Genomic DNA, 21974 nt, shown 5'->3' on the forward strand with positions numbered 1-21974 from the left:
GCCGGCGGCCGGCGCAACGGCTGTTCGACGGGGCGGGCAGGCGCCTGCGGTGCGGGACGCAATCCGCGCGGCTCGCCGGTCTCGCTGCTGCCGCTGCGGCCGGATTTCGCAACGATATCAGATAGTTCCTTGAGCGCGTTGATCTGCTCGGATACGGCGCGGCGGATGGCCGAGGTCGATTCCTTGGCCTCCTCCGGCATCTCGATGACGCCCTTCTTGAGCTCGGCGCGGGTGAGGTCCAACTCGCTCTTGATCGAGCCGGCGGTGCGCCGCATCTCCTCGGTCGCGTCGGCGAAGCGCCGCGTCGCCGAATCGACGACCTCGGCGATGGCGGTGCGGATCTTCTCCGCGGATTCCATCGTCCGGCCCTCGGCGTTCTGCATCGTCTGGCCCACAAGGCTCTCGAACGAGCGCATGACCTTCTCGAGGTCTTCCGACTTCTTGACCAGGCCGACGGCGAGGTCTTCCAGCGAGGACTGCCGCTCCAGCGTGTGCTCGAGATTGCTCTGCGCGGAGCTTAGCAGGTCCGAGGCGCTCGACAGCAGACGGCTGTGCTCGTCGAACTTGGTCGCGATCGAAGCGACTTCGCGCAAGGTCGCCGACGACAGATCGGTGAGCCGCGTCGTGTTGGAATCGACGAGGCGTGCCGAGCTGGCGAAGGTCTGGGCGGCCTTCTCCGTTGTCGAGGCAAAGCTCTGCGTGCTGCCGGTCAGGCGCTCCTCGACCTGGCCGAGATTGACGGCCGCCTGATCGATCAGCTGGCCGAGTTGCGCGCTGGAGGTTGTCATGCGGCCGATAAGGTCGGCAACGCTGTCGGCCAGCGTCGAGCGCGCGCCCTCGACCGCCGAAAGCGTCTCGGCGGTGCGGTTGGCGAGCGCATTGACGAGGGCCGCGTTTTCGCTTCGCAGCTTCTCGGTCGCCCGTTCGGTGACCTCTTCCATACTCTTTTGCAGCTCGGAGCCGCCCTGGGCGAAGCGCTCGACCAGGGGACGCGCCGTCTCGTCGAGGATCTTCGACATTTCGGCGGAGCGCGCTGCGAGCATGGTATTGAGCTCGCGGGTGTTGGCGCCGATGGTCTTTGCCGCCTCGTTGGTGCTCTGGCCGATATGCTGGCCGACCGCCGTGAACGTTTCGGCGATGACGTTGGCGCGCGAGATGAGCTGCGCCTCGGCGCTGGAGACCTGATCGTTGAGCTTCTGGCCCATCGTTTCGGTGGTGTAGGCGAGGCGGTTCTCGACGCTCGCCACCTGCTCCTCGACACGGGCCGCCGCCGCGGCCGCGCTCGAGGCCAGCCGCTCGTCGGCGCCGGCAAGCGCCTGCTCGATCTCGCGGGCGTGGGCGGCGAGTTCCTGGCCGGTCTGCCGGGCGCGATCGGCGACGCGCTGCTCGGTGGCGGCGAACGCGCCGACAATGGTGTCGGCATGTTCGCCGATGGTCGAAGTGCTGCTGGCGATGCGCGATACCAGGCGGCTGTCGGCGTCGTCGAAGATGCGGGCGATCTCGGACGCCCGCGACGACAGTGCTTCCGAGCCTTCCGCGATGCGCGAAATCAGATGCTGGTCGGCGGCATCGAAGATGCGGCCGAGATCGGAGGCGCGTGCGGCCAAGGCTTCGGCAGATTCGGTGATGCGCATGCTCAGCCGCTCGTCGGCGCCCTCGAAGTTGCGCAGGATGTCGCCGGCGCGAGCCGCCAGCGACTGCGCCGTTTCGACCGCGCGAGCGACCAGCTTCTGGTCGGCGGCGTCGAAAGTGCCGGCGATCTGGCCGGCGCGGGAGGCCAGCTTGTCGGCAGTTTCCTCGGCGCGGGCCATGAGCGCGTTGGACGCATCGTCGGCGCGGGCCATCAGCATGCTGGAGGTGTCCTGAGCGCGCTCGTGCAGGCGGCGGTCGGCCTGCTCGAAGGCGTTGGCAATGTCTTCGGCCCTGGCGAGCAGCGCGGCCGAAGTCTGCTCGGCGCGTTCGGCGATCTTGCGATCGGCGTCGCTGAAGGCGGCTCCGGCCTGCTCATGCAGTGTGCTTGTGACTTCCATCACCTTGTCGCGCAGCGCGCCGGCAACGAAGACGGCGGTCTTTTCGAGAACGCCGCGCACATTGTCGACGCCGGTCGAGAGCGCACGCTCCATGGTGCTGGCGCGCTCTTCGATGATGCCGGTCTGGCGGCTGAAGGCCTGCTCGATCTTCTCGACATCGGCCGCGATCGCCGCCGAGATGTCGCTGCTTTTGGCGGCGATCTGGTCGATGTGGCCGGACACCGAACGGTCGACGTCCTTGCGCGCCTCGGCGAGCTTGGCGAGATCCTCCTCGAGGGCGCGAGCCAGCGTGTTGCGCCCTTCGGACAGCTTGCCGACATGACCGGAGATGATGTCGTCGAGCTCCGAGCGGCTTTCCGCCAGCTTCTGCAGGTCGGTTTCGAGCGCGCGCTTGAGGATATCGCGACCTTCGGCGAGCTTCTCGACCTGGCCGGAGACCAGCCCGTCGATACCGGCTCGGCTTTCGGCCAGCTTGGCGAGATCGGCCTCGAGAGCCCGCGTGAGCACATCGCGGCCCTCCGCAAGCTTCTCGACCTGGCCGGCAACGAGGCCATCGATAGAGGCGCGGCTTTCGGCGAGCTTGGCAAGATCCGCTTCGAGCGCCCGCTTGAGGATGTCGCGGCCTTCGGCGAGCTTCTCGACCTGGCCGGCGACCAGCCCGTCGATCGAGGAGCGGCTTTCGGCCAGCTTGGCGAGGTCGTCCTCCAGGGCCTTGGACAGCATCGCGCGGTCCTGCGAAAGCCTGTCGGCGTGGGTCTGCATGAGACCGCTGGCATTGGTCATGTCGGAATCGAGGGCGCGCGACAGCTCGGCGCGATGGTCGCTGATCTTCTGCGAATGATCGACGATGGCACCCTGGATGGTGTTGAGGTCCGCTTCCAGCGCGCGCTTGAGGATGTCGCGGCCTTCGGCGAGCTTCTCGACCTGGCCGGCGACCAGGCCGTCGATCGAGGAGCGGCTCTCCGCGAGCTTGGCCAGATCGTCCTCGAGCGACTTCGACAGCACCGAGCGATCCTGCACAAGCCGGTTCTGGTGGTCGGAGATTGCGCCGCTGACCGTCTGCAGGTCGGCTTCCAGGGCCTTCGACAGCTGCGCGCGGTCTTCCAGGACCTTGTCGGAGTGTCCCGCGATGGCGCCCTTGATCGTGTTGAGGTCCGCCTCCAGGGCGCGCTTGAGGATATCGCGGCCTTCGGCGAGCTTCTCGACCTGGCCGGCGACCAGCCCGTCGATCGAGGCGCGGCTCTCGGCGAGCTTGGCAAGGTCGGCCTCCAGCGTCTGCGACAGCAGGCTGCGGTCGTCCGCGAGCTTGCCGGCGTGGCTGTCGATCAGGCCACGGATGCCGCTGAGGTCGTCCTCCAGCGCGCGGCTGAGCTCGCCCCGATCCTCGGCGAGCTTGGTCGAATGGGTCTCGATCAGGCTTCTGATGCCGATGATGTCGGTCTCGAGCGCCTTGGCGAGCACCGCGCGCCCTTCCGCGATCTTCTCGACCTGGCCGGCGACGAGGCCGTCGATCGAAGCGCGGCTGTCCGCCAGCTTGCCGAGATCGGCTTCCAGCGCGCGCGCCAGAATGTTGCGGCCCTCGGCCAGTTTGCCGACATGGCCAGCGACCATTTCATCAATCATTGTGCGAGTTTGCACGAGTTTGCCGGAGTCTTCGTTCAATGCCTGGGAAAGGCGGTTGCGACCCTCTTCGAGCTGTTCGAGATGGCTGCCCAACGAAGCATCGATAGTGGCGCGCGACTCGTTGACCTTGCGCAGGTCCTCTTCCAAGGCGCGCGAGATCAGACTGCGGCCTTCCGCCAGCTTCTGCACCTGATTGGTGACGGCGGCGTCGATCTCGGCGCGGCCCTCGGCGAATTTCGCCAGATCCTCCTGCATGGCGGCGGCCATGCGGTCACGGCTTTCGGAAAGCATGCGGCTGTGGTTCTCGACGGCTTCCTCGATGCCGACACGGGCATTGGAAAGCCGCTGGATGTCGGCGTCGAAGGAACGCGACACGACGTGGCGGGCGGCCTCCATGCGTCCGGCGAAATCCGTGGCGCGGGCTTCGAGCATGGACGAGGTTGACGAGATGATATCGGCCATATCGGCGCCGATCTGGGTCTTGCCCTGGTCGATCATCGCCGACAGCGTATCCTTGCTCTCGGCAAAGGTGTTGGCGATTTCGCGCGCGCGCTCGACCAGCGTCTCGTTGATCTGACGGGCGCGGGCCTCGAGCGCGGCATTGAGCTTCTGCGTGCCGGTGTCGAGCGCCTCGGCGCGGGTCTGGAATTCGCCGATCAGCGCCTGGCCGCGCTCGGCCAGCGTGCGCTCGATGCCGTTGAGGCTCGCTTCGAACTCGGAGCTCAGCGTCCGCGCGGCGCCGCCGAGCAGCGAGACCATGCCGCTGGTGCGGTCGTCGAGCAGGTCGGTCAGCGAGCGGGTGAGGCCGTCGGTGGTGTCAGTCAGCTTGGCGATGCGGGTATCGAGCAGGCTGGCAAAGGCCTCGCCCGAGGTCGACAGGCGGTCGGTGATCGAATCGAGCCGGGTTTCGACCGAATCGAAGATCGACGTCGAGCTTTCGTTGATGCGATCGATCAGCGTGTCGCCGGAATTGTTGATCGTCATCGACAGCTTGGTCGAGGCGTTGAGGATCGAGTCGCGGATGATGTCGCTGGCTGCACCGATCTCGTCGCGCAACGTCTCGTGGGCGCCATGGATCGAGGCGCGCACGCGCTCGGCATGGGTGACGACCGCTTCGCGCTCGCTGCCGAGCCCGTCGACCAGGGAGCGGATGCGAGCCTCGTTTTCGGAATAGGAGCGCTCGATCTGGCTGACTTCGCTATGGACGAGCGTTTCGAGCTCGACGGCGCGCGCCAGAGTGCGCTCGATGCCTTCGCCCATGGCCGCCACCTCGCGGCGCACGGCCTGGCCGATCATCATGACGCGATCCTGGGCAAGGTTTTCGGGCTCGGCGAGGCGGAAGGCCACTTCGGTCATCGATTGCGCGGCAAGGCGCATTTCCTGCGCGCGCCGGATCATCGCGGCGAAGGCCCAGAACAGAATGACCGGGATGATCGCCGCAACCGCCAGGCCGATCAGCTCGGGGCGGGCGAAAAACTCATCGAAGGTACGGATCTTCCAGATGCCCGGACCGAACAGAAGGTTGGCGAGGCCGCCGGCGCCGGCCATCCAGGCAAGCGAAATGAACGCTGTGACCCAGTAGACGGTGCTGGACGCGCGCCGGTTGAGGCTGTGCAAAAGCGTTCGGTAATCCTTCTGGCGGTCATCATTTGCCGGCGTGAAACCGGCTGGAGCCGGCGTAAAACCGGCCGGCTGCGAACCGCGCGATTCGACCGGGCGCAGCTCCGCCGGCTTCGGCTGAGGCGCGGCCTTCGCGGCCTGAGGCTCATTTGCCGGCTCAGCCCTCTGGCTGCGGCCTTCGCGCGCCAGTTCGTCCGCGGCGGCCGAAATCTGGGCTTCGAGATCTTCCATCGACGCGGCCATGTCGAGCCCGCCTTCGCCGTTAAGGTCAAGGTCAAGCGCCTTTTCCAGTTCCGCGGCTACGTCGCTCTCGAGAGATTTGGTCGTCGTCGGTTTCTTAGCCATGCCTTCGCTACCCTGTACTAGCTGCCGCGGGACTTATGATTTTGGCCTGATTCTGGCTTGTCTGGTCCCAGACAGGAGGCTGAAAATGGACGTTCGTATCGTAATGACACACAGGGGTAAAGAAAACATGCATTCCGGGCGATACGTAAAACTTTAAATATAGGGTTAACGCAAGCGTGATTTGGGCTGCCTCCGTGACAACATTTTTCCCAGGCAACCGTTAACCCGATGGCGACGCGGGTCGCCTATTTTTTTGGCGGCAAGCCGCCTTTTGCAGGAGTTGCAGTGCGTATGCGTGGTGACAGTGGAATCGCGTTTTCCATGCCCGGCGGCGACGTGTCGGGAACGGCAGGGTCGCGACCTGTGGATATGGCCCATCTTGCTAGGCAGACGATGGATGATCGCGCGCTCGAACAGGAAGTGCTGGCGCTCTTCGTGCAGCAGGCGCTTTCGGTGCGGGACAAGATCGCCGATGCCGATGCCAAGGAACGGGTCCTCCTTGCACACAGCCTGAAAGGCTCGGCGCGCGGCATCGGTGCCTTTGCCGTCGCCGAATGCGCCGCGGCAATCGAAAAGCAGCCCGAGGACGCCCGCACCCTGAAGAAGCTTGGCATATTGATCGAGGAAGTGAGGGACTTCATCGCCGCCATCAGCCGCTGAAGCGCCGTGCTTCAGAAGGTTCGAGCGACGCGCTTCCAACCGGCCGCCGCGCCTTAGCGCCGGCGAGCAGCCACCTTCCGAAAAACGTCATTTGATGGCGTTTTCCTGCCGCAGTTGACTTGTCCGGTGGAGTGATTATCTCCGCTGCGACTCCTCAGGTGACCAATGACCAAGCTGACTTACATCGCCAATGACGGCACTCAATTCGACGTGGAAGCCGAAAACGGTTCGACCGTCATGGAAAACGCGATCCGCAACGCGGTGCCCGGCATCGAGGCGGAATGCGGCGGCGCCTGCGCCTGCGCGACCTGCCATGTCTATGTCGACGAGGCTTGGACGGCCGAAGTCGGCGAGCCGGAGGCGATGGAGGAAGATATGCTGGACTTCGCCTACGAGGTCCGGCCAAACTCGCGCCTGTCCTGCCAGATCAAGGTGCGCGACGCGCTCGACGGCCTCGTCGTCCGCGTGCCCGAACGCCAGGGCTGAACCAACTCTGCATTTTCCCATTTTGCCGGTGGCTGCTTGGCAGCAGGCCAATGCTCATGCAGTGTCGCGCCAGTTTGGCACAAGGCGCATCGTATGACCGATACAATCAAGACTGACGTACTTATTGTCGGGGCAGGGCCGATCGGCCTGTTCGCCGTATTCGAGCTCGGGCTCTTCGATATGAAGTGCCATCTCATCGACATCCTCGACCGTCCCGGCGGGCAATGCGCCGAGCTCTATCCGGAAAAGCCGATCTACGACATTCCCGGCTGGCCATTGATCACTGCCCAGGGCCTGGTCGACAAGCTGCTTGAGCAGATCCACCCCTTTAAGCCCGACTTCACCTTCAACCGTATGGTCTCCAGCCTCGAAAAGCTCGAGGACGGCAGCTTTCGCGTCACCACCGACGAAGGCGAGATATTCGAGGCCAAGGTGGTGGTGATTGCCGCCGGCGGCGGTTCGTTCCAGCCCAAGCGCCCGCCCATCCCGGGCATCGAGGCCTATGAAGGCAAGAGCGTCTTCTATTCGGTCCGGCGCATGGAGGAATTTCGCGGCCACGACCTCGTCATCGTCGGCGGCGGCGATTCGGCGCTCGACTGGACGCTCAACCTGCAGCCGATCGCCAAAAGCGTGACGCTCGTCCACCGGCGCCCGGAGTTCCGGGCCGCACCCGACAGCGTCAACAAGATGTATGCCATGCAGGAGATGAAAGAGCTGGAATTCCTGGTCGGTCAGGTGAGCGGCCTCGCCGGGGCCGACGGCCAGCTGTCATCCGCGACGATCAAGGGCGGTCCGGATGGCGATGTCGAGGTGCCTTGCACCCGCATGCTGCCGTTCTTCGGCCTCACCATGAAACTCGGGCCGATCGCCGAATGGGGGCTGAACCTGCATGAGAACCTGATCCCGGTCGACACCGAGAAGTTCCAGACATCGGTTCCCGGCATCTTCGCCGTCGGCGACATCAACTGGTACCCGGGCAAGCTGAAGCTGATCCTGTCGGGCTTCCATGAGGTCGCCCTGATGGCGCAGGCGGCCAAACGCATCGTCAGCCCCGGCGAGCGCATCGTCTTCCAGTACACGACCTCGTCGACCAGTCTGCAAAAGAAGCTCGGCGTCCACGATTGATGCCGTCACTCGCCGAGCACGGGCGGCTCTGCGTGCTCGTCCTTGCCGCGCAGCGGCTTTTCCGGCATCAGCGCCAGCGCGATCAATGCCAGGACAAGCGTGATGCCGGCGGTCAGGAAGATCATCACAAACGGCATCGCCGATGTCAGCTCGATATGCGTCTGCGAGCCCTCTGCTGAGAGCGGCAGACCGTAGCCGAGCGCGACGGCGCCGAGCAAGGCGACGCCAAGCGCGCCGCCCAGCGAGCGCAGGAAGGTCAGGACGCCGGTCGCGACGCCGAGATGGGCGCGATCGACCGCGTTCTGAACCGAGACGGTGCTGACGGGGAAGGTCGTGCCGCTGCCCAGGCCGATCATGGTCGTCAGGATTTCGACTTCGAGCAGCGAGGCGTGTCCCGCGATGGCGCTGAGCACGCCGATGCAGACGATCGCCAAAATGAGGCCGACCATGGCGATGCGCTTGTAGTGGACGAAGCGCGGGATCATGCGGCCGCTGAATGTGGCGCCGGCGACGGTGCCGAGCAGGAGACCGAGCATGGCGGTGCCGGATTCGCTGACGGAGAGCCCGACGACCGACTGCAGATAGACCGGCAGGTAAACCGAGGCGCCAATGTTGGCCGCCTGCAGCAGAAACATCGACAGCGTGCCGGCAAGCACGATTCGATTGCCCAGCACTTCGAGTGAGATCAGCGGCTCGCTGGCCCTCAGCAGCCGCAGCGCGAACAGCGCCCAAAACACGGCCGAGCAGGCCACCAGCCCGAGGATTTCCGGAGAGAACCACGGATAGGTGCTGCCGCCCCAGTTGAGCGCCAGGAGCAGCTGCGCCGTGGCGATCACCAGGAGCACCGCGCCAAGTCCGTCGATGCGGTGGTGCTTCGCTGCGATCGGCAGCTTCTTCAGCGGATTGTTGATGATCGCCATCGCCAGGAAGCCGATCGGCAGGTTGATCCAGAAGATCAGCGACCAGTGCAGGTGCTCTGCGAAGACACCGCCAAGCAGCGGACCGGCGACGCTGGCGACCGCCCAGGTACCAGCTATCCAGGCGGCGTAGCGGGCTCGCTCGCGCGGCGGCACGAGATCGCCGATGACGGTTTGCGCGAGCGCGAAAAGCCCGCCGCCACCCGCGCCTTGGATCGCCCGGCCAATGACCAGCACCAGCATATTGGGGGCCAGAGCGCTGACCAGCGATCCCAGGAGAAAGATCAGGATGGCGGCGTAGATGACCGGCCGGCGGCCGTAGACGTCGGAAATCTTGCCATAGAGCGGCGCCATCGCCGTGGCCGTCAGCAGATAGCCGGTCACGATCCAGGGCAGATACTCGGCGTGGCCGAGCGCACGCGCGATGGTCGGCAAAGCAGGCGCGACGATGGTCTGGTCAAGCGCCGCCAAAAGCATCGACAGCAGCACGCCGCCGATGATGGCGTTCTTCTCGCTCTCGCTGATCGAAGGCGAGGCGGTTGTCGCCATCGTCGTGCGATTGTCGACGGTCTGGTCCATGCATCGTTCTTTCAAGGTCGGTGCGCCGCCGGCAGGAGCCAGCCGGTGCGGGGCGTCTCGCGCCTGTCGTTCGTGTCTCGTGTTGCCAAAGTCCGCCGGGCATCGAACCCGATATATGTCGTCCGATATAGGCCGTTTTCGACCACCGCTCGAAAGTTTTTCGAATCTGGCACCATGTTTCGGCGGGATTGGCTTTCGCCGGCATCGCCGCTCCGATGGTCAAGCCGGCGGCAACTGGCCGCTTTGGATGCGCTGCATGCGGTAGCGCAGGAGCCGGATGATCCGGCTTTCGAAATTGACGCTTTCGACGCGGTCGAACTGCACCTGGGCGCGATCATGCTTGGCGAGGATGGCGGCCGAGATTTCGGCGGCCTTGGCCTTCGCGGCTTCGCAGTTCTGTTGCGGATAGGTCGCCTTCAACGCGTCCTCGAGTTCGCGCGCGTGGTTCTTGGCGATCTCGACGTGGCGCTCCTCATGGCGCTTGATGTCCGCCGACAGCGTGTCCCAGAACAGCCTGACGTCCGGATCGGCCTTGCGCGGCCGCCGCCATTCCGGGAGGATTACCTTGACCTTCACGGTGACCTGCGCGTTCGCGATCCGGCAGGAATTCGCCGTCTGCGCATAGCTGACCCGGGTGGTGAAAGCCATCTGCGTGGCACCCGGATGCCTGGAGCCGGTGCTCTTCACTTCAGGCCCGTTTTTCGTCAGCTGTTTTTCGATATCGTCCAGCGTGCGGCCGCCGACGCTGAAATAGCTGTAGGTCTTGACTAGACTGGCCGCGCCGGCCGGCATGGCGGTGAGCGCGAACATCAGGGTGCAGAGCAGGGGACGGTTCATCATGTTGCCTCTTCACGCACCTTGCTTTACGGGCCTTGCCAGCGCAACGGAATTGATTTCGTGCGGATCACACATGGTTGATGGACAATGACGACAAGGCGATGGCAGCTCGCGCATGGACGCCATCTCGACCTCGGCCCAAAGGCGGTCGTCGTCGGCATCCTCAACGTCACTCCGGACAGCTTTTCCGACGGCGGGCTGTTCATCGCGCCGGAGAAGGCGATAGCCCAGGCGCGCCGCATGGCGGAAGAGGGGGCCGCCATCATCGATATCGGCGGGGAATCGACGCGGCCAGGCTTTGCCCCGATCTCCGCCGAGGAGGAGCAGGCGAGGGTGCTGCCGATCATCGAGGCGCTCGCGGCATCGGACGAGGCGCTGATCTCGGTCGACACCTATCGCGAGGATACCGCGCGGCGGGCCGTTGCCGCCGGCGCGCATATCGTCAACGATGTCTGGGGCCTGCAGCGCGAGCCCGGCATCGCGCGGGTTGCCGCCGAGACGGGCGCGGGGCTGATCATCATGCATACCGGCCGCGAGCGGCAAAAGCTGCCGGACGTGATCGAGGACCAGTTCCTGTTCCTGCGCAGATCGCTGGAGATCGCGCGCGCCGGCAATGTTTCCGATGGCCAGATCGTGCTCGACGCGGGCTTCGGCTTCGCCAAGGAAACGACAGAGGAAAACCTCGACCTGATGGCGCGGTTCTCGGAACTTCAGGCACTTGGCTTTCCGCTGATGGCGGGGACGTCGCGAAAGCGTTTCATCGGCGGCGTCACGGGGCGCGAGCCTGCCGAGCGTGCGGTCGGCACCGCGGCCACCAGCGTCATCCTGCGGCTCAAAGGGGCCGATCTTTTTCGCGTCCACGATGTCGCAATCAACGTGGATGCGCTGGCGGTGGCCGATGCTATGCTGGCGCGAGAAAATCTTTCTCCCGGACGCTGACCATGTATGTCATCCGCATGAAGAACTGCGCCTTCTTTGCCCGGCACGGCGTGCTGGACGAGGAGGAGACGCTCGGCCAGCGTTTCTATGTCGACGCCGAGCTGACGGTCGAGCCCAGCCGTCCGCTGGAGGAGGACTCCATCGAGGATACCGTCAATTACGGCATCGCCTTCGCGGTCATCGAAAAAATCGTCACCGGGCATCGGCGTTTCCTGATCGAGGCGCTGGCGCTGGAGGTGGCGAAGGCACTGGCGGCGCGGTTTCCGCAGATCAGGAAAGCCGAGATCACGGTGCGCAAGCCGAACGCCCCGGTGCCGGGCGTGCTCGATCATGTCGAGGTGACCGTTGTCTGGCCAGAATAACGCAGTCTACCTCAGTCTCGGCGGCAATCTCGGCGACCCGGCGAAATCCATGGCCGCGGCGCTGCGCATGCTGGACGGCGACGACAGAACGCGCGTCACCGCCGTCTCCTCGCTCTACCGCACGCCGCCTTGGGGCAAGCTCGACCAGCCGGATTTTCTCAACACCGCGGCCGCGATCGAAACGGCGCTGTCGCCGCGCGCTCTCCTCGATCTTTGCCTGGACGTCGAAAGGCGCCTGAAGCGAGTGCGCGAGGAGCGCTGGGGCCCACGCCTGATCGACATCGACATCCTCGTGTTCGGCGACCGGGTGATCCACGAGACCGGGCTCGAAGTGCCGCATCCGCGCATGTTGGAGCGGGCCTTCGTGCTGGCCCCGCTGTCCGAGATCGCACCCGATCTCTTGGTCGGTGGCAAAAGCGTGTCGGAGCGGCTCGGCGTCGTCGACACGTCGGGGATCGAGCGGCTGCCGTCGGGCCGGGAGTGGTGGCTCGACTGAGCCGTTTGCTTTCGCGCAATTGCGGATGGAGAACCGTTACACAGTTTTCCTGGAATTGCTCCGGCTGTCAGCCGGAGAAGCCGCCGCCGTCGAGAAATGCCTGTTCCTCAGGCGTCGTCTCGCGACCGAGCACCCGGTTGCGATGCGGAAAGCGACCGAAGCGCTGGATGATCTCCAGATGCTCCTCGGCGTATTTGAGATAGTCCGGCGCCCGCGCGGCCGTGAGTTCCACCGACCGCTCCTGATCCGCAAGCGACTCCGAATGCTCGAAAGGCAGATAGAGGAAGACGCGGACGACCTCGTCTAGGGCCAGGTCCTGGCCGGCGGCGATCGCCCGGTCGGCGAAATGCCTGGCCAGCGGATCGGTCGCATACATATGTCCGGTGCCGCGGAAGCAGTTGCGGGGGAACTGGTCGAGCAGGATCATCAGCGCCAGCGATCCTTCGGCATGCGCGTTCCAGTCGTCGCATTCCCGGCGGGCCGCGGCATGGTGCAGCTCTAGGAAGCGGTTGTGGAAATCCGCGTCGAAGGCGTGGTTCTTCTCGAACCAGGCGTCCTCGCCGGCGTCGCGCCAGAATTTGGTGACGGAAAGCGCTCGCGCGTCGAGCTCTGCCATGCGTTACCCTATCAGCTCTTCGTTTCTGCCTTGTTCAGCACGCCGGCCGTCTCTTCGTTCAGTGCCCGGCCGGCGCGACGCGGCTGCGCCAGCGGCGTCGGGATCGGCGTGCCGATATTGCCCTTCAGGAAGCGCTGGCCGGCGCGGATGCCTTCGGCCAGCTGTGTCTCGAAACGGGCTTCGTCGCGGCGCCGGACGTCCTCGATCACTTCGGCGACCTCTTCCGGATCGACGCCCAGCGCTTCCAGTGCCGAGCCGCCGAAGACCAGCGCCGATTCGAAGGTCTCGCGCAATTGATAGTCGACGCCGGCGCGGATGAGCTGCAGCGCGGTGCCGCGGTCGAAGGCGCGTGCCAGGATGGTGACCAGCGGAAATTCGGCCTTGATCAGTTGCGCGATGCGCACGGCGGCGTCCGGCTTGTCGACGCAGATCAGCACGGCGCGCGCCCGGCCGGCGCCGGCCGCATGCAGGATGTCGAGCCGCGTGCCGTCGCCGTAATAGACCTTGAAGCCGAAATCGGCCGCCGCCTGGATCATCTCGACCTCGTTGTCGATGATCGAGACGTCGAGGCCGCGCAAAAGCAAAGGCTGGCTGGCGATCTGGCCGAAGCGGCCGAAGCCGATGATCAGCACGCTGCCGGTGAGGCCATCGGCGATGTCGACGCCCTCGAGCGATTGCTCGTCGCGCGGCGTGAGGTAGCGCAGCGCCAAAATCGCCAAGGGCGTCAGCACCATGGAGATGATGACGATGGCGGTCAGCGTGGCGTTGGCCTGGGCGTCGATGATGCCGACCGCGGCTGCCGAGGAATAGAGCACGAAAGCGAATTCGCCGCCCTGCGCCATGAAGACGGCGCGTTCCAGCGCCTCGCGGTGGCGGCTCTTGAGCATGCGCGCGACGATATAGATGCCGAGCGCCTTCATGATCATGTAGGCGACAACGTAGATCGCGACGAGGCGCCAGTTCTGTGCGACGACGCCGAGATCGAGCGACATCCCGACGGCGAGGAAGAACAGGCCGAGCAGGATGCCGCGGAACGGCTCGATGTCGGCTTCGAGCTGGTGGCGGAAGGTCGATTCGGAAAGCAGTACGCCGGCAAGGAAAGCGCCCATCGCCATCGACAGGCCGGAAAGCTGCATGGCCAAAGCCGATCCAAGCACCACCAGCAGTGCTGCGGCGGTCATCACCTCACGGGCGCGGGCATCGGCCAGGATGCGGAAGAGCGGATTGAGCAGATAGCGTCCCGCCACCACCAGCCCAACAATCGCCGCGATGCCGATACCGACCTCGGTCAGCCGCTCCGACAGGCTGGTCTCGGCGCCGCCGGGCGCGAGGAAGGCAACCAGGGCCAGAAGCGGCACGATCATGAGGTCTTCGAGCAGAAGGATCGACACGATGCGCTGGCCCTTGGGCGTGGCGATCTCGCCGCGCTCCTCGAGCAACTGCATGACGATCGCCGTCGACGTCAGCACGAAGCCGGCGCCGGCGACGAAGGATTGCGCAATCGGAAAGCCTCCGGCCAACCCGATGCCGGTCAGAAGCACGGCGCAGACGCCGACCTGCAGCGCGCCGAGCCCGAAGATTTCGCGGCGCAGGCCCCAGAGCCGCGACGGCTGCATTTCCAGGCCGATGATGAAGAGGAACATGACGACGCCAAGCTCGGCGACGTGAAGGATGGCTTCCGATTCGGAAAAGACACGGAGGCCGAACGGCCCGATGACCACGCCGGCGGCGAGGTAGCCGAGGATGGAACCCAGCCCCATGCGCTTGAAGATCGGTACGGCGACCACGCCGGCAGCAAGCAGCGCCACTACCTGTACGAGATCGCTGCTCGATACTTCAGCCGCCATGCCTGTCGTCCCGTTGTCTCGAAGCACTCCTTGCATGCTGTGGGAGCGCGAGGCAAGGGCAGGGAACCTAGCGGGAAGAGCAGGGTCATTGGCAGGAAACAGAGGAGGCGCCTGTCCGGCAAGCTCCTGTTGCAGCCTCGTTACACAAGTTTACGCGGCCCGGTCGTTGCGTGCCGCCACAATCGGAGGTTATGGCACATCCGGCTTCGGCCATTGGAAGGCAGCGGCGATGGGCGGCTGCCTTTTTTGAGGAGATGACTGACATGAAGAAGTTTTTGCTCGTCGCCGTTGGTGTTGCGGCGCTGGCCGCCTCGGCCTGCTCGAAGGGACCGGAATGCACGCAGGAGATCGCCACCAAGAAGGCGCAGGACATGGCCGCCGCGCTTCAGGAAGCAATCACCAAGGATCCGAGCAAGGCGGCCGATCTGACGGCCAAGGTGCAGGCCGTGACGACGAAATACCAGAACGCCACGACGCTGGACGAAGCCTGCAAGGCCTACGACGAAGTGACTGCCGCCATCAAGGGTTGAGCGAAGCCGTCAAAAGAAAGAAGGCGGTGGCCATTGGCTGCCGCCTTTTGTTTGGCTGGCTGAGGCGTTTTCTCAGTTTTTCGCGATGGAACCGACCTCGACCGTGTCGATCCGCTTCAGGCTCATGCCGATGACCGGCACCAGCTGCTTGTTGACCCGCACGGCGACCGTCACGGTCATCGAATTGTCGTCCGGGACGCGCGCCTGCATGACGCCGTTCAACTGATTGCGGTTGATGGTGAAGACGACCTTCTGGGGATCGACGACATTGCCGCCGACGATGTCCATCCCGTTGCCGGCAGAACCGCCCATGAAGGTGCCTCTATAACCATCCCGACCCCGGCGTTCGACGGTCGCGGACATCTTCTGGGTAAAAACGCCGACCCGGCAGTCGCCATCCAGTGTCATGCCGACCTTGCCGTCCGGCGTAGAGCCGTTGAAATTGCAGGTGAATTTCGTGCCCTTGTATTTGCCGGCGATGATTTCGCCAGGGCCTACCCATTTACCTTCCACCGAACGGAAAAACTGCTTGTCGGGCTCTGCGCCAAAGGCCTTTTCGACCAGGCCGACCGGTGCGACGACTGCAACCGTCACGGGCAGGACGCAGGACAAGATTACGCTTTTCATAGACGACACCCGGCACGAACGAGTCTGCTGTTGGAACCAGAGTGACCATGAAGAAGATTGGTTAATGCTTCGTCACTGGCGACCGTTTCTGCGTTTACCTTACTGGTCGGCCTGGCTCTCCTTTCGGGTCGCGAACGAGGTCAGCGCCGAGAGGAAATCGCCTAGTCCCGGTCGCTTTGCCGCGATGAAAGGCAGCGGGCGCGTCGTTTCCATCGCCGCAATGCCGATGCGCGCGGTCATCATGCCGTTGACGATGCCTTCGCCAAGCTTTGCCGAGAGCTTCGCTGCAAGGCCGTGGCCGACGATCTGCTGCACGAAACTGTCGCCGACGGCGATCGAACCGGTCACCGCCAGATGGGCAAGCACACCGCGCGCCAGCCGGAAGAAGCCGAGCGTGCCGGGACGGCCGCCATAGAGTTCCGACAGGCGCCGGATTAGCCTGCCGGCCTCGAACACGACATAGGCAACGTCGACAAGCGCGCGAGGGCTGACCGCCGTCACCAGCGAGACGCGCTTTGCGGCCTCCAGGATCATCGTCTTGGCGCGAGCATCGAGCGGCGACAGGATCTCGGTCTCGGCAAGCCGCACCAGGTTGCCGCCGTCGATGATTTCACCGCGCAGTTCGGCAAGCGAGCGGCGGCCGGCCGCGGTCTCCGGTTTGGCCGCGACAAAGGCGGAAAGCTCATCGACAAGGGCGCGCGCGGCCTTGGGGTCGTCGCGCGCCACCGCATCCAAGGCCCGTCGCTGCAGCTTCTCGACTTCGGCGAGGCGCGCGATGGCGAAGAATTCGCGGATGACGATGACGAGCAGCGACAAAAGCGCGATCGCCGCCATGCCGGCCGCCAGCCAGCCCAGCCATTCGGCGCGCGCGAAGAGGTCGCGGATGAGCTGGTCCGTCCACAGGCCGACCGCGAGCGAGCCAAGCACGCCGAAAGCGCCGAAAAACAGGCGCGCCAGCAGCGAGCGTTTCCTTGGGGCGGTCGCCGGCGGCGGCACCGCCCGCTCGATATCCGGCTCGTCGAAAACGTCGATCTCCGAAGGAATGACGACCGCGACATCGGACCTGGCGCCTTGCGGTTTGCGCACCGGTCGTTCGTCGGCACGATGCTTCTGCGGCGCCTCCTGTTTTGGCGCTGGCTCGGGTTTGATGCGGAAGGCCGCCGGTTTGCGGGGCGCGGTCATGCCAGATGATCTCCGATCAGGAACTGCAGCGCGCGGTCGAGCCGGATATGCGGCAAAGACAGCGTGACGCCTTCGGCCGTCCGCTCGAGCTTCGGCGGACGGAACCGTACGAAGCGAATCGCCGGTTCGGTGTTTTCCGGCCCGGAAACATCGAACACTGCATCGGCCTTTTCCGGCAAGTCACCGGGAAATATGGCTGTTTCGGCTTTGCCATCGAATGTCTCGCCGTTGATCCTCTCGCCTTTCAACGGCGTGCCGATGATGACCGGCAACGTCTCGCGGCCTTGCTTGACCGTGCCCTCGCGGGTCGAGCGCACCGCCGCCATGGCGGCCACATCGACATCGGCGCCGCTGAAATTCGCCCGTGCGACGGCCCGATCGGCCAACCTGCGCACGATCGCCTGCAACCGGTCATGGCTTTCATGGTGCAGTTGGTCGGCCTTGGTCGCCGCCACCAGGATGCGGTCGATGCGCCTTGAAAACAGGTCGCTGACGAAGTTGCCTCGCCCGGGCCGGAAACAGGAGAGGATTTCGGTGACGGCCCGCTCCAGATCGGCCATGGCGGCCGGGCCGGCGTTGAGCGCCTGCATGGCGTCGATCAGCACGATCTGCCGGTCCAGGCGGGTGATATGCTCGCGAAAGAACGGTTTTACGACATGCGTCTTATAGGCCTCATAGCGGCGCTCCATCATCGCTTGCAGCGATCCGGAACGGGGGCGTCGCTCCGACAGCTTCATCAGCGGCGCAAAGGTCAGCGCCGGCGAGCCTTCGAGATCACCCGGCATCAGGAAACGGCCGGGCGGCAGCGTCGACAGCGCGCGTTCGTCGAGCTTGCAGGCCTTGAGATAGGCGGCGAAGCGTTCGGCGAGGCGGCGCGCCATCATCTCGTCGGCGTCGGCGTCCGGATCGATCTTGGCGGCCAGCGCCAGCCAGCCCTGCGACAAGTCGCAGCGCACGGGCAGTGCCGCAAGCTCGACGGCCTCGCGCGAGAAATCGGCGAAGGATTTGCCAAGCAGCGGCAGATCGAGCAGCCATTCGCCGGGATAGTCGACGATGTCGACCGATAGCTTTCCCGCCGAAAACAGCCGATTCCAGCCGGACGCCGACTCGTATTCGATGGTCAGCCGCAGCTCGGAAATGGCGCGCGTCGAATCCGGCCAGGCGCGGTCGTCGACCAGAGCCGCGACATGGTCCTCGTACTGAAAGCGCGGGACGGCGTCGTCCGGCTGCTCCTCGAGGAAGGCGCGGGCGATGCGGCCCGATTTTTGCGCCTCGAACAGCGGCAACCGCCCGCCATGGATAAGGTTGTGCACGAGAGCGGAAATGAACACCGTCTTGCCGGCGCGGGAAAGACCGGTGACGCCCAGGCGCAGCGATGGAGAGAAGAGCCCCGCGGCACGGCCCGACAACGTGTCGAGCGCGATCCTTGCCTCGTCGGTGAAAGTGGTCAGCGATGATGCCAAATCTGCCTCTGGGTCGCCCGTCAGGGCCCGATATAGGCCTTGGGCAAGGCGTTTGAAATGGTGTCAGAGATCGGCGGGGGTGAGAAAGGCTTCGAGATAGCCATTGCCCTGACCTGCTTCACCGAGATTACCCGGAAAACGCACGACGGCGAGGCCGGAGGTGGGAAAGCCGTGGTTGAGCATGCCGCGCGCGGTCTCGTCGCCATCGCCCGACACCGCCATGGCGAGGTCCTCCGTCATCGGATTGTGGCCGATGACCAGAAGCGAGCCGGCTCCGCCATTCTTGCGGATGATGTCGAGGTAGCCGGCGGCATCCTCGCTGTAGAGCGTGTCGAAGAACAGCACCCGGCCGGTGTCGGTGCGGGCCGCGAGGCCTTCCAGCGTCTGCCGCGCCCGCTTGGCGTTGGAGCAAAGCGTGACGTCCGGCACGTAGTCGCGGGCCCGCATGGCTTCGCCCATCGCCTCGGCGTCGGCCATGCCGGATTCGTCGAGCTGGCGATCGAAATCGCGCACCCCAGGCAGCGCCCATCCGGCCTTGGCATGCCTCAACAGATAAAGTCTGCTCAACCGGCTCCCCCTTTATGTTGAATGCGCTGAGCGTTTTGGCGATTAGTCACCAGAACGGTGTCGTGCACAATGGCATACGACGCGCAACCGCCGAATCGCTGATGAATTCGATCCGGACCGTTGAGAAATGGCCGTTGCGAATGCCTGCCGCTGCGAGACTAACAAATGCGTGAAACTGTTATCGTTTGCGCTTGTGCAGCCCCTTGTCCGCGAATATATAGGCGCCAAATTTGGGGTTGTTGGGTGAGTCGAATGAACGACATCGTTACCGCCGATTACGTACCCTCCGAAGACGAGCCGTTCATGAACGAACGGCAGAAATCTTACTTCCGCATGAAGCTTATCACATGGAAGAACGATATCCTTCGCGAAGCGCGTGAAACTCTCGAAATCCTGCAGCAAGAAAACGCCAATCATCCAGATCTAGCCGACCGCGCTTCTTCCGAAACCGACCGCGCCATCGAACTGCGCGCCCGCGATCGCCAGCGCAAGCTCATCTCGAAAATCGATTCCGCGCTGCAGCGCATCGACGAAGGCACCTACGGCTATTGCGAGGAAACCGGCGAGCCGATCGCGCTGAAGCGGCTCGACGCCCGCCCGATCGCGACGCTGTCGATCGAGGCGCAAGAGCGCCACGAGCGCCGCGAGAAGGTCTACCGCGACGATTGACGCGGGCAGGGTGGGCACAGGATTTTGGAAAAATGGCCGGGTTTTCCGGCCATTTTTTGTTTGCGGCGGCCTTTCATAGGTCGCAGGGCGAACTCGCCGGCTATTCGCCCAAGGTACCCATCGACAGGTTCACGGTGGTTCCCGTCATCCCGCTTGCCCGGTCCGAGGCCATGAGCACCGCGATGTTCGCCACCTCGTCCAGCGCCATGACGCGTCTGGTATGCGTGGTGCCGGCGAGATAGGCCTGGAACTGGTCCCAGTTCATGCCCGAAGCCTCGGCCTTGACCTCGAAGACATCGCGCATCGTGCCGGTCTCGGGCATGCCATGCGGCCGCAGGCCGACCACGCGGATGCCTTGCGGCGCGAGCTCGTGCGACAGGTCCCGGGTAAGAGCTTCCTTGGCTGCCTGGGCCGGACCGTAGCCACCGTTGAGCGGTGTGCCGATCCGCGCCGGCAGTGCGGTGACGGTCATGATCACCCCGGATTTCTGCGGGATCATGTGCCTGGCCGCCGCGCGCGCCGTCAGGAAATAGGACCTCGTATAGGTTCCGATCGCCAGGGAGAACTGATCGACGTCCATTTTGGCCAGCGGCACGCCCAGTATCGCGGGAGCCGCCATGCCGATGGCATTGAACGAGATGTCGATGCGGCCGGCCTTGTCGACCACCGATTGCAGATGTGTCTCCACGGCCTGTTCGTCGAGCGCGTCGACCGCCGCCGCCTCGGCTGTTCCGCCGGCCCATATGACGTCCTTTACGACAGTATCGACAGGCCGCTGGATGTGCCCCGTCAGAAAGACCCTCGCGCCTTCGCTTGCGAATGCCCGTGCGATGGCGCCGCCGATCGCGCCGCCGGCGCCGTAGATCACCGCAACCTTGCCCTTTAGCAACATGTCCTGTTCCTTTCGGTTTTGCTTCCTGGCCGCTCGAACGCATCGGCGCGTTGGAGCCGTCCGCGGATAGAGACACCCTCGCAGCGTAAAACTGGGCGCAGCGTAAAACTGGGCGCCGCCCATTTCTGGCCGGGGCGGGTGTCTAACGGGATGAGGCGACAGGAGACGCGGGAGAGCGCGATGACGAGTACGGCTGGTCTGATCGAGAGGGCACGGGCGGGCGACGGCGAAGCGTTCCGGGACCTGATCGCGCCGCATCGGCGCGAGCTCCAGCTGCATTGCTACCGCATGCTCGGGTCCTTCCAGGATGCCGAGGACGCCCTGCAGGACACGCTGCTCTCAGCCTGGCAGGGATTTCATGCCTTCGAAGGGCGCGCCTCGCTGCGCACCTGGCTCTACCGGATCGCCACGAACCGCTGCCTCAACTTGCGCCGCAACGCCAGCCGGCGGCCCGCCAAGGCGTGGGATATTCCCGGTGTCGAACCGCCCGAGCCGACCGGCCTAGGCGAGGTCGTCTGGCTGGAGCCGTTTCCCGACAGCCTGCTTGACGGCGCTTTCGACGCACCGCTCGGCCCGGATGCGCTCTACGAGCGGACAGAGTCCATTTCGCTGGCCTTCGTCACCGCCATGCAAGTGCTGCCGCCGCGCCAGCTGGCCGTCCTCATTTTGCGCGATGTGCTTGGATTCGACGCGAAGGAAGTCGCCGAAATGCTGGATTCGACGGTGGAATCGGCCAACAGCGCCCTCAAGCGGGCACGCGCCGGCCTACAGCGGCGGACGCCGCCGTCCGCCGGCCGCGAGCCGCCGCCTGTCGCCCATTCAGCGCGGGAAAGGGCGATCGTGGCGAAGTTCGTCGGAGCCTATGAAGCTGCAGATCTCGATATGCTGGTGACGCTGCTGACCGACGATGTGTTCGTTTCGATGCCGCCGATGCCGCTGGAATATCAGGGCCGGGATCTCGTGGCTCGTTTCTGCGCCGGCATTTTCGGCGCTGGGCGCAGGTTCGACCTCGCGGCGACCAGGGCCAATGGCCAACCGGCGTTCGGCGCCTATCTGCGTGGATCCGACGGTATCAGCCACGGGATCGGCCTCATCGTGCTGACGCTGTCCGGGGATCGGATCTGCGCGATGACGAGGTTCGAAAGCAGCATGTTGCCGTGGTTCGACCTGCCGCGGACGCTTCCAGGCCGATAAACCGCCGGCTGGAGGTCGTGTATCGTCCGGTCAGCGTTTGTGGCTAGCCAGCTCGCCGAGAAGCTTGGTCATCTCGTCATCGAGCGAAGGCTTCGCCGCCGGCTTGCTGCTCGCCGGTTTTGGATGCGACTCGTCCAGCGATGCCTCGAGTTCGTGCATCAGCGTATCGTCGATCGAGCCGTTGGAGGGCGGCGGCGGGGCATGCCGGACGCTGCCATTCGTTCCATAGGCAGGCAGCGGCATGACTTTCGCGGTCGGCTGGCTCGGCGCCACCGGCATTGGCACGGGCGACGTCGCGCGCGGACGCGACACGGGCTCGGTCGCCGGAGACGGCGCCGGAGATTGCCTCGCCGGTGCGGGCGCGGGCT

General features: G+C 64.9%; 20 protein-coding genes. 9 read left to right on the plus strand and 11 right to left on the minus strand.

Going from position 1 to position 21974, the window contains the following annotated elements; genetic code table 11:
• The coding region (locus tag AU465_RS12820; protein WP_192247548.1) for a kinesin at positions 1-5618 on the minus strand (5618 nt) is incomplete at its 3' end.
• 291 nt (positions 5619-5909) lie between these two features.
• Here AU465_RS12820 and AU465_RS12825 point away from each other — a divergent pair.
• The 3 genes from AU465_RS12825 to AU465_RS12835 all read left to right on the plus strand — a co-directional run bounded on the left by AU465_RS12825 (position 5910) and on the right by AU465_RS12835 (position 7889).
• A complete protein-coding gene (locus tag AU465_RS12825; RefSeq protein ID WP_192247551.1) occupies positions 5910-6278 on the plus strand; it encodes an Hpt domain-containing protein in 369 nt (122 codons plus the stop codon).
• Between the two features lie 165 nt (positions 6279-6443).
• Positions 6444-6764, plus strand: coding sequence for a 2Fe-2S iron-sulfur cluster-binding protein (locus AU465_RS12830; RefSeq protein ID WP_192247556.1), 321 nt, complete (start codon positions 6444-6446; stop codon positions 6762-6764).
• Positions 6765-6857: 93 nt separating this feature from the next.
• Positions 6858-7889 carry an NAD(P)/FAD-dependent oxidoreductase gene (locus tag AU465_RS12835; RefSeq protein ID WP_192247559.1) on the plus strand — a complete coding sequence of 344 codons (1032 nt, stop codon included), beginning with the start codon at positions 6858-6860 and terminating at the stop codon, positions 7887-7889.
• 5 nt (positions 7890-7894) lie between these two features.
• Here the strand turns inward: AU465_RS12835 and AU465_RS12840 are convergent, their stop codons facing one another.
• Both AU465_RS12840 and AU465_RS12845 read right to left on the minus strand, forming a co-directional pair.
• Positions 7895-9385 (minus strand): MDR family MFS transporter, encoded by a 1491-nt coding sequence (locus tag AU465_RS12840; RefSeq protein WP_192247562.1) that lies wholly within the window; start codon positions 9383-9385, stop codon positions 7895-7897.
• A 219-nt stretch (positions 9386-9604) separates the two neighbouring features.
• A complete protein-coding gene (locus tag AU465_RS12845; RefSeq protein ID WP_192247565.1) occupies positions 9605-10225 on the minus strand; it encodes a DUF922 domain-containing Zn-dependent protease in 621 nt (206 codons plus the stop codon).
• A gap of 84 nt (positions 10226-10309) precedes the next feature.
• Here AU465_RS12845 and folP point away from each other — a divergent pair, with 84 nt between their 5' ends.
• The 3 genes from folP to folK are packed head-to-tail and all read left to right on the plus strand — an operon-like array spanning position 10310 to position 12019.
• On the plus strand, positions 10310-11161 hold the full coding sequence (gene folP, locus AU465_RS12850) for a dihydropteroate synthase (protein ID WP_192247568.1): 852 nt from the start codon (positions 10310-10312) through the stop codon (positions 11159-11161).
• 2 nt (positions 11162-11163) lie between these two features.
• Complete coding sequence (gene folB, locus AU465_RS12855) at positions 11164-11523, plus strand: dihydroneopterin aldolase (protein WP_192247571.1); 360 nt, start codon at positions 11164-11166, stop codon at positions 11521-11523.
• Positions 11507-12019, plus strand: a complete 513-nt coding sequence (folK, locus tag AU465_RS12860; protein WP_192247574.1) for a 2-amino-4-hydroxy-6-hydroxymethyldihydropteridine diphosphokinase — start codon at positions 11507-11509, stop codon at positions 12017-12019. The genes folB and folK overlap by 17 nt, the downstream gene beginning before the upstream one ends.
• A 67-nt stretch (positions 12020-12086) precedes the next feature.
• Here the strand turns inward: folK and AU465_RS12865 are convergent, their stop codons facing one another.
• Together AU465_RS12865 and AU465_RS12870 are read right to left on the minus strand one after the other, a co-directional pair.
• A complete protein-coding gene (locus AU465_RS12865) occupies positions 12087-12635 on the minus strand; it encodes a DUF924 family protein (protein WP_192247577.1) in 549 nt (182 codons plus the stop codon).
• An 11-nt stretch (positions 12636-12646) separates the two neighbouring features.
• A complete protein-coding gene (locus AU465_RS12870; protein WP_192247580.1) occupies positions 12647-14482 on the minus strand; it encodes a monovalent cation:proton antiporter-2 (CPA2) family protein in 1836 nt (611 codons plus the stop codon).
• A 263-nt stretch (positions 14483-14745) separates the two neighbouring features.
• Between AU465_RS12870 and AU465_RS12875 the strand changes: the two genes are divergently transcribed.
• Positions 14746-15012 carry a hypothetical protein gene (locus AU465_RS12875; RefSeq protein ID WP_192247583.1) on the plus strand — a complete coding sequence of 89 codons (267 nt, stop codon included), beginning with the start codon at positions 14746-14748 and terminating at the stop codon, positions 15010-15012.
• A gap of 72 nt (positions 15013-15084) precedes the next feature.
• On the opposite strand, the gene AU465_RS12880 is transcribed toward AU465_RS12875, so the two are convergent.
• From AU465_RS12880 to AU465_RS12895, 4 genes are all read right to left on the minus strand, one after another.
• Positions 15085-15639: a hypothetical protein gene (locus AU465_RS12880; protein ID WP_192247586.1), complete on the minus strand. Its 555-nt coding sequence runs from the start codon at positions 15637-15639 to the stop codon at positions 15085-15087.
• 99 nt (positions 15640-15738) lie between these two features.
• Positions 15739-16821 carry a YcjF family protein gene (locus AU465_RS12885; RefSeq protein WP_192247589.1) on the minus strand — a complete coding sequence of 361 codons (1083 nt, stop codon included), beginning with the start codon at positions 16819-16821 and terminating at the stop codon, positions 15739-15741.
• Complete coding sequence (locus tag AU465_RS12890; RefSeq protein ID WP_192247592.1) at positions 16818-18284, minus strand: YcjX family GTP-binding protein; 1467 nt, start codon at positions 18282-18284, stop codon at positions 16818-16820. Before AU465_RS12890 ends, AU465_RS12885 begins: the two co-directional genes overlap by 4 nt.
• Before the next feature lie 63 nt (positions 18285-18347).
• The gene (locus AU465_RS12895; protein WP_192247596.1) at positions 18348-18851 is read right to left on the minus strand and encodes a SixA phosphatase family protein; all 504 of its coding nucleotides are present in this window, start codon (positions 18849-18851) and stop codon (positions 18348-18350) included.
• A gap of 252 nt (positions 18852-19103) precedes the next feature.
• Between AU465_RS12895 and dksA the strand changes: the two genes are divergently transcribed.
• Complete coding sequence (gene dksA / locus AU465_RS12900) at positions 19104-19520, plus strand: RNA polymerase-binding protein DksA (RefSeq protein WP_059185643.1); 417 nt, start codon at positions 19104-19106, stop codon at positions 19518-19520.
• A 100-nt stretch (positions 19521-19620) separates the two neighbouring features.
• Here dksA and AU465_RS12905 read toward each other — a convergent pair whose 3' ends face one another.
• Positions 19621-20412: an SDR family NAD(P)-dependent oxidoreductase gene (locus tag AU465_RS12905; RefSeq protein WP_192247599.1), complete on the minus strand. Its 792-nt coding sequence runs from the start codon at positions 20410-20412 to the stop codon at positions 19621-19623.
• A gap of 180 nt (positions 20413-20592) precedes the next feature.
• Between AU465_RS12905 and AU465_RS12910 the strand changes: the two genes are divergently transcribed.
• Positions 20593-21606: a sigma-70 family RNA polymerase sigma factor gene (locus tag AU465_RS12910; protein WP_192247602.1), complete on the plus strand. Its 1014-nt coding sequence runs from the start codon at positions 20593-20595 to the stop codon at positions 21604-21606.
• A 30-nt stretch (positions 21607-21636) separates the two neighbouring features.
• Here AU465_RS12910 and AU465_RS12915 read toward each other — a convergent pair whose 3' ends face one another.
• A complete protein-coding gene (locus AU465_RS12915; protein ID WP_210325085.1) occupies positions 21637-21849 on the minus strand; it encodes a hypothetical protein in 213 nt (70 codons plus the stop codon).
• Positions 21850-21974: the final 125 nt, after the last annotated feature.

It is taken from the genome of Mesorhizobium silamurunense (assembly GCF_014843905.1).
Taxonomy (GTDB): domain Bacteria; phylum Pseudomonadota; class Alphaproteobacteria; order Rhizobiales; family Rhizobiaceae; genus Mesorhizobium; species Mesorhizobium silamurunense.

Bases quoted from the DNA above. Each gene is read 5' to 3' on its own strand.
- AU465_RS12825 (WP_192247551.1), top strand. From the start codon at position 5,910: ATGCGTGGTGACAGTGGAATCGCGTTTTCCATGCCCGGCGGCGACGTG.
- AU465_RS12830 (WP_192247556.1), top strand. From the start codon at position 6,444: ATGACCAAGCTGACTTACATCGCCAATGACGGCACTCAATTCGACGTG.
- AU465_RS12835 (WP_192247559.1), top strand. From the start codon at position 6,858: ATGACCGATACAATCAAGACTGACGTACTTATTGTCGGGGCAGGGCCG.
- AU465_RS12840 (WP_192247562.1), bottom strand. From the start codon at position 9,385: ATGGACCAGACCGTCGACAATCGCACGACGATGGCGACAACCGCCTCG.
- AU465_RS12845 (WP_192247565.1), bottom strand. From the start codon at position 10,225: ATGATGAACCGTCCCCTGCTCTGCACCCTGATGTTCGCGCTCACCGCC.
- folP (WP_192247568.1), top strand. From the start codon at position 10,310: ATGACGACAAGGCGATGGCAGCTCGCGCATGGACGCCATCTCGACCTC.
- folB (WP_192247571.1), top strand. From the start codon at position 11,164: ATGTATGTCATCCGCATGAAGAACTGCGCCTTCTTTGCCCGGCACGGC.
- AU465_RS12865 (WP_192247577.1), bottom strand. From the start codon at position 12,635: ATGGCAGAGCTCGACGCGCGAGCGCTTTCCGTCACCAAATTCTGGCGC.
- AU465_RS12870 (WP_192247580.1), bottom strand. From the start codon at position 14,482: ATGGCGGCTGAAGTATCGAGCAGCGATCTCGTACAGGTAGTGGCGCTG.
- AU465_RS12875 (WP_192247583.1), top strand. From the start codon at position 14,746: ATGAAGAAGTTTTTGCTCGTCGCCGTTGGTGTTGCGGCGCTGGCCGCC.
- AU465_RS12880 (WP_192247586.1), bottom strand. From the start codon at position 15,639: ATGAAAAGCGTAATCTTGTCCTGCGTCCTGCCCGTGACGGTTGCAGTC.
- AU465_RS12885 (WP_192247589.1), bottom strand. From the start codon at position 16,821: ATGACCGCGCCCCGCAAACCGGCGGCCTTCCGCATCAAACCCGAGCCA.
- dksA (WP_059185643.1), top strand. From the start codon at position 19,104: ATGAACGACATCGTTACCGCCGATTACGTACCCTCCGAAGACGAGCCG.
- AU465_RS12905 (WP_192247599.1), bottom strand. From the start codon at position 20,412: ATGTTGCTAAAGGGCAAGGTTGCGGTGATCTACGGCGCCGGCGGCGCG.
- AU465_RS12910 (WP_192247602.1), top strand. From the start codon at position 20,593: ATGACGAGTACGGCTGGTCTGATCGAGAGGGCACGGGCGGGCGACGGC.
- AU465_RS12915 (WP_210325085.1), bottom strand. From the start codon at position 21,849: ATGCCGCTGCCTGCCTATGGAACGAATGGCAGCGTCCGGCATGCCCCG.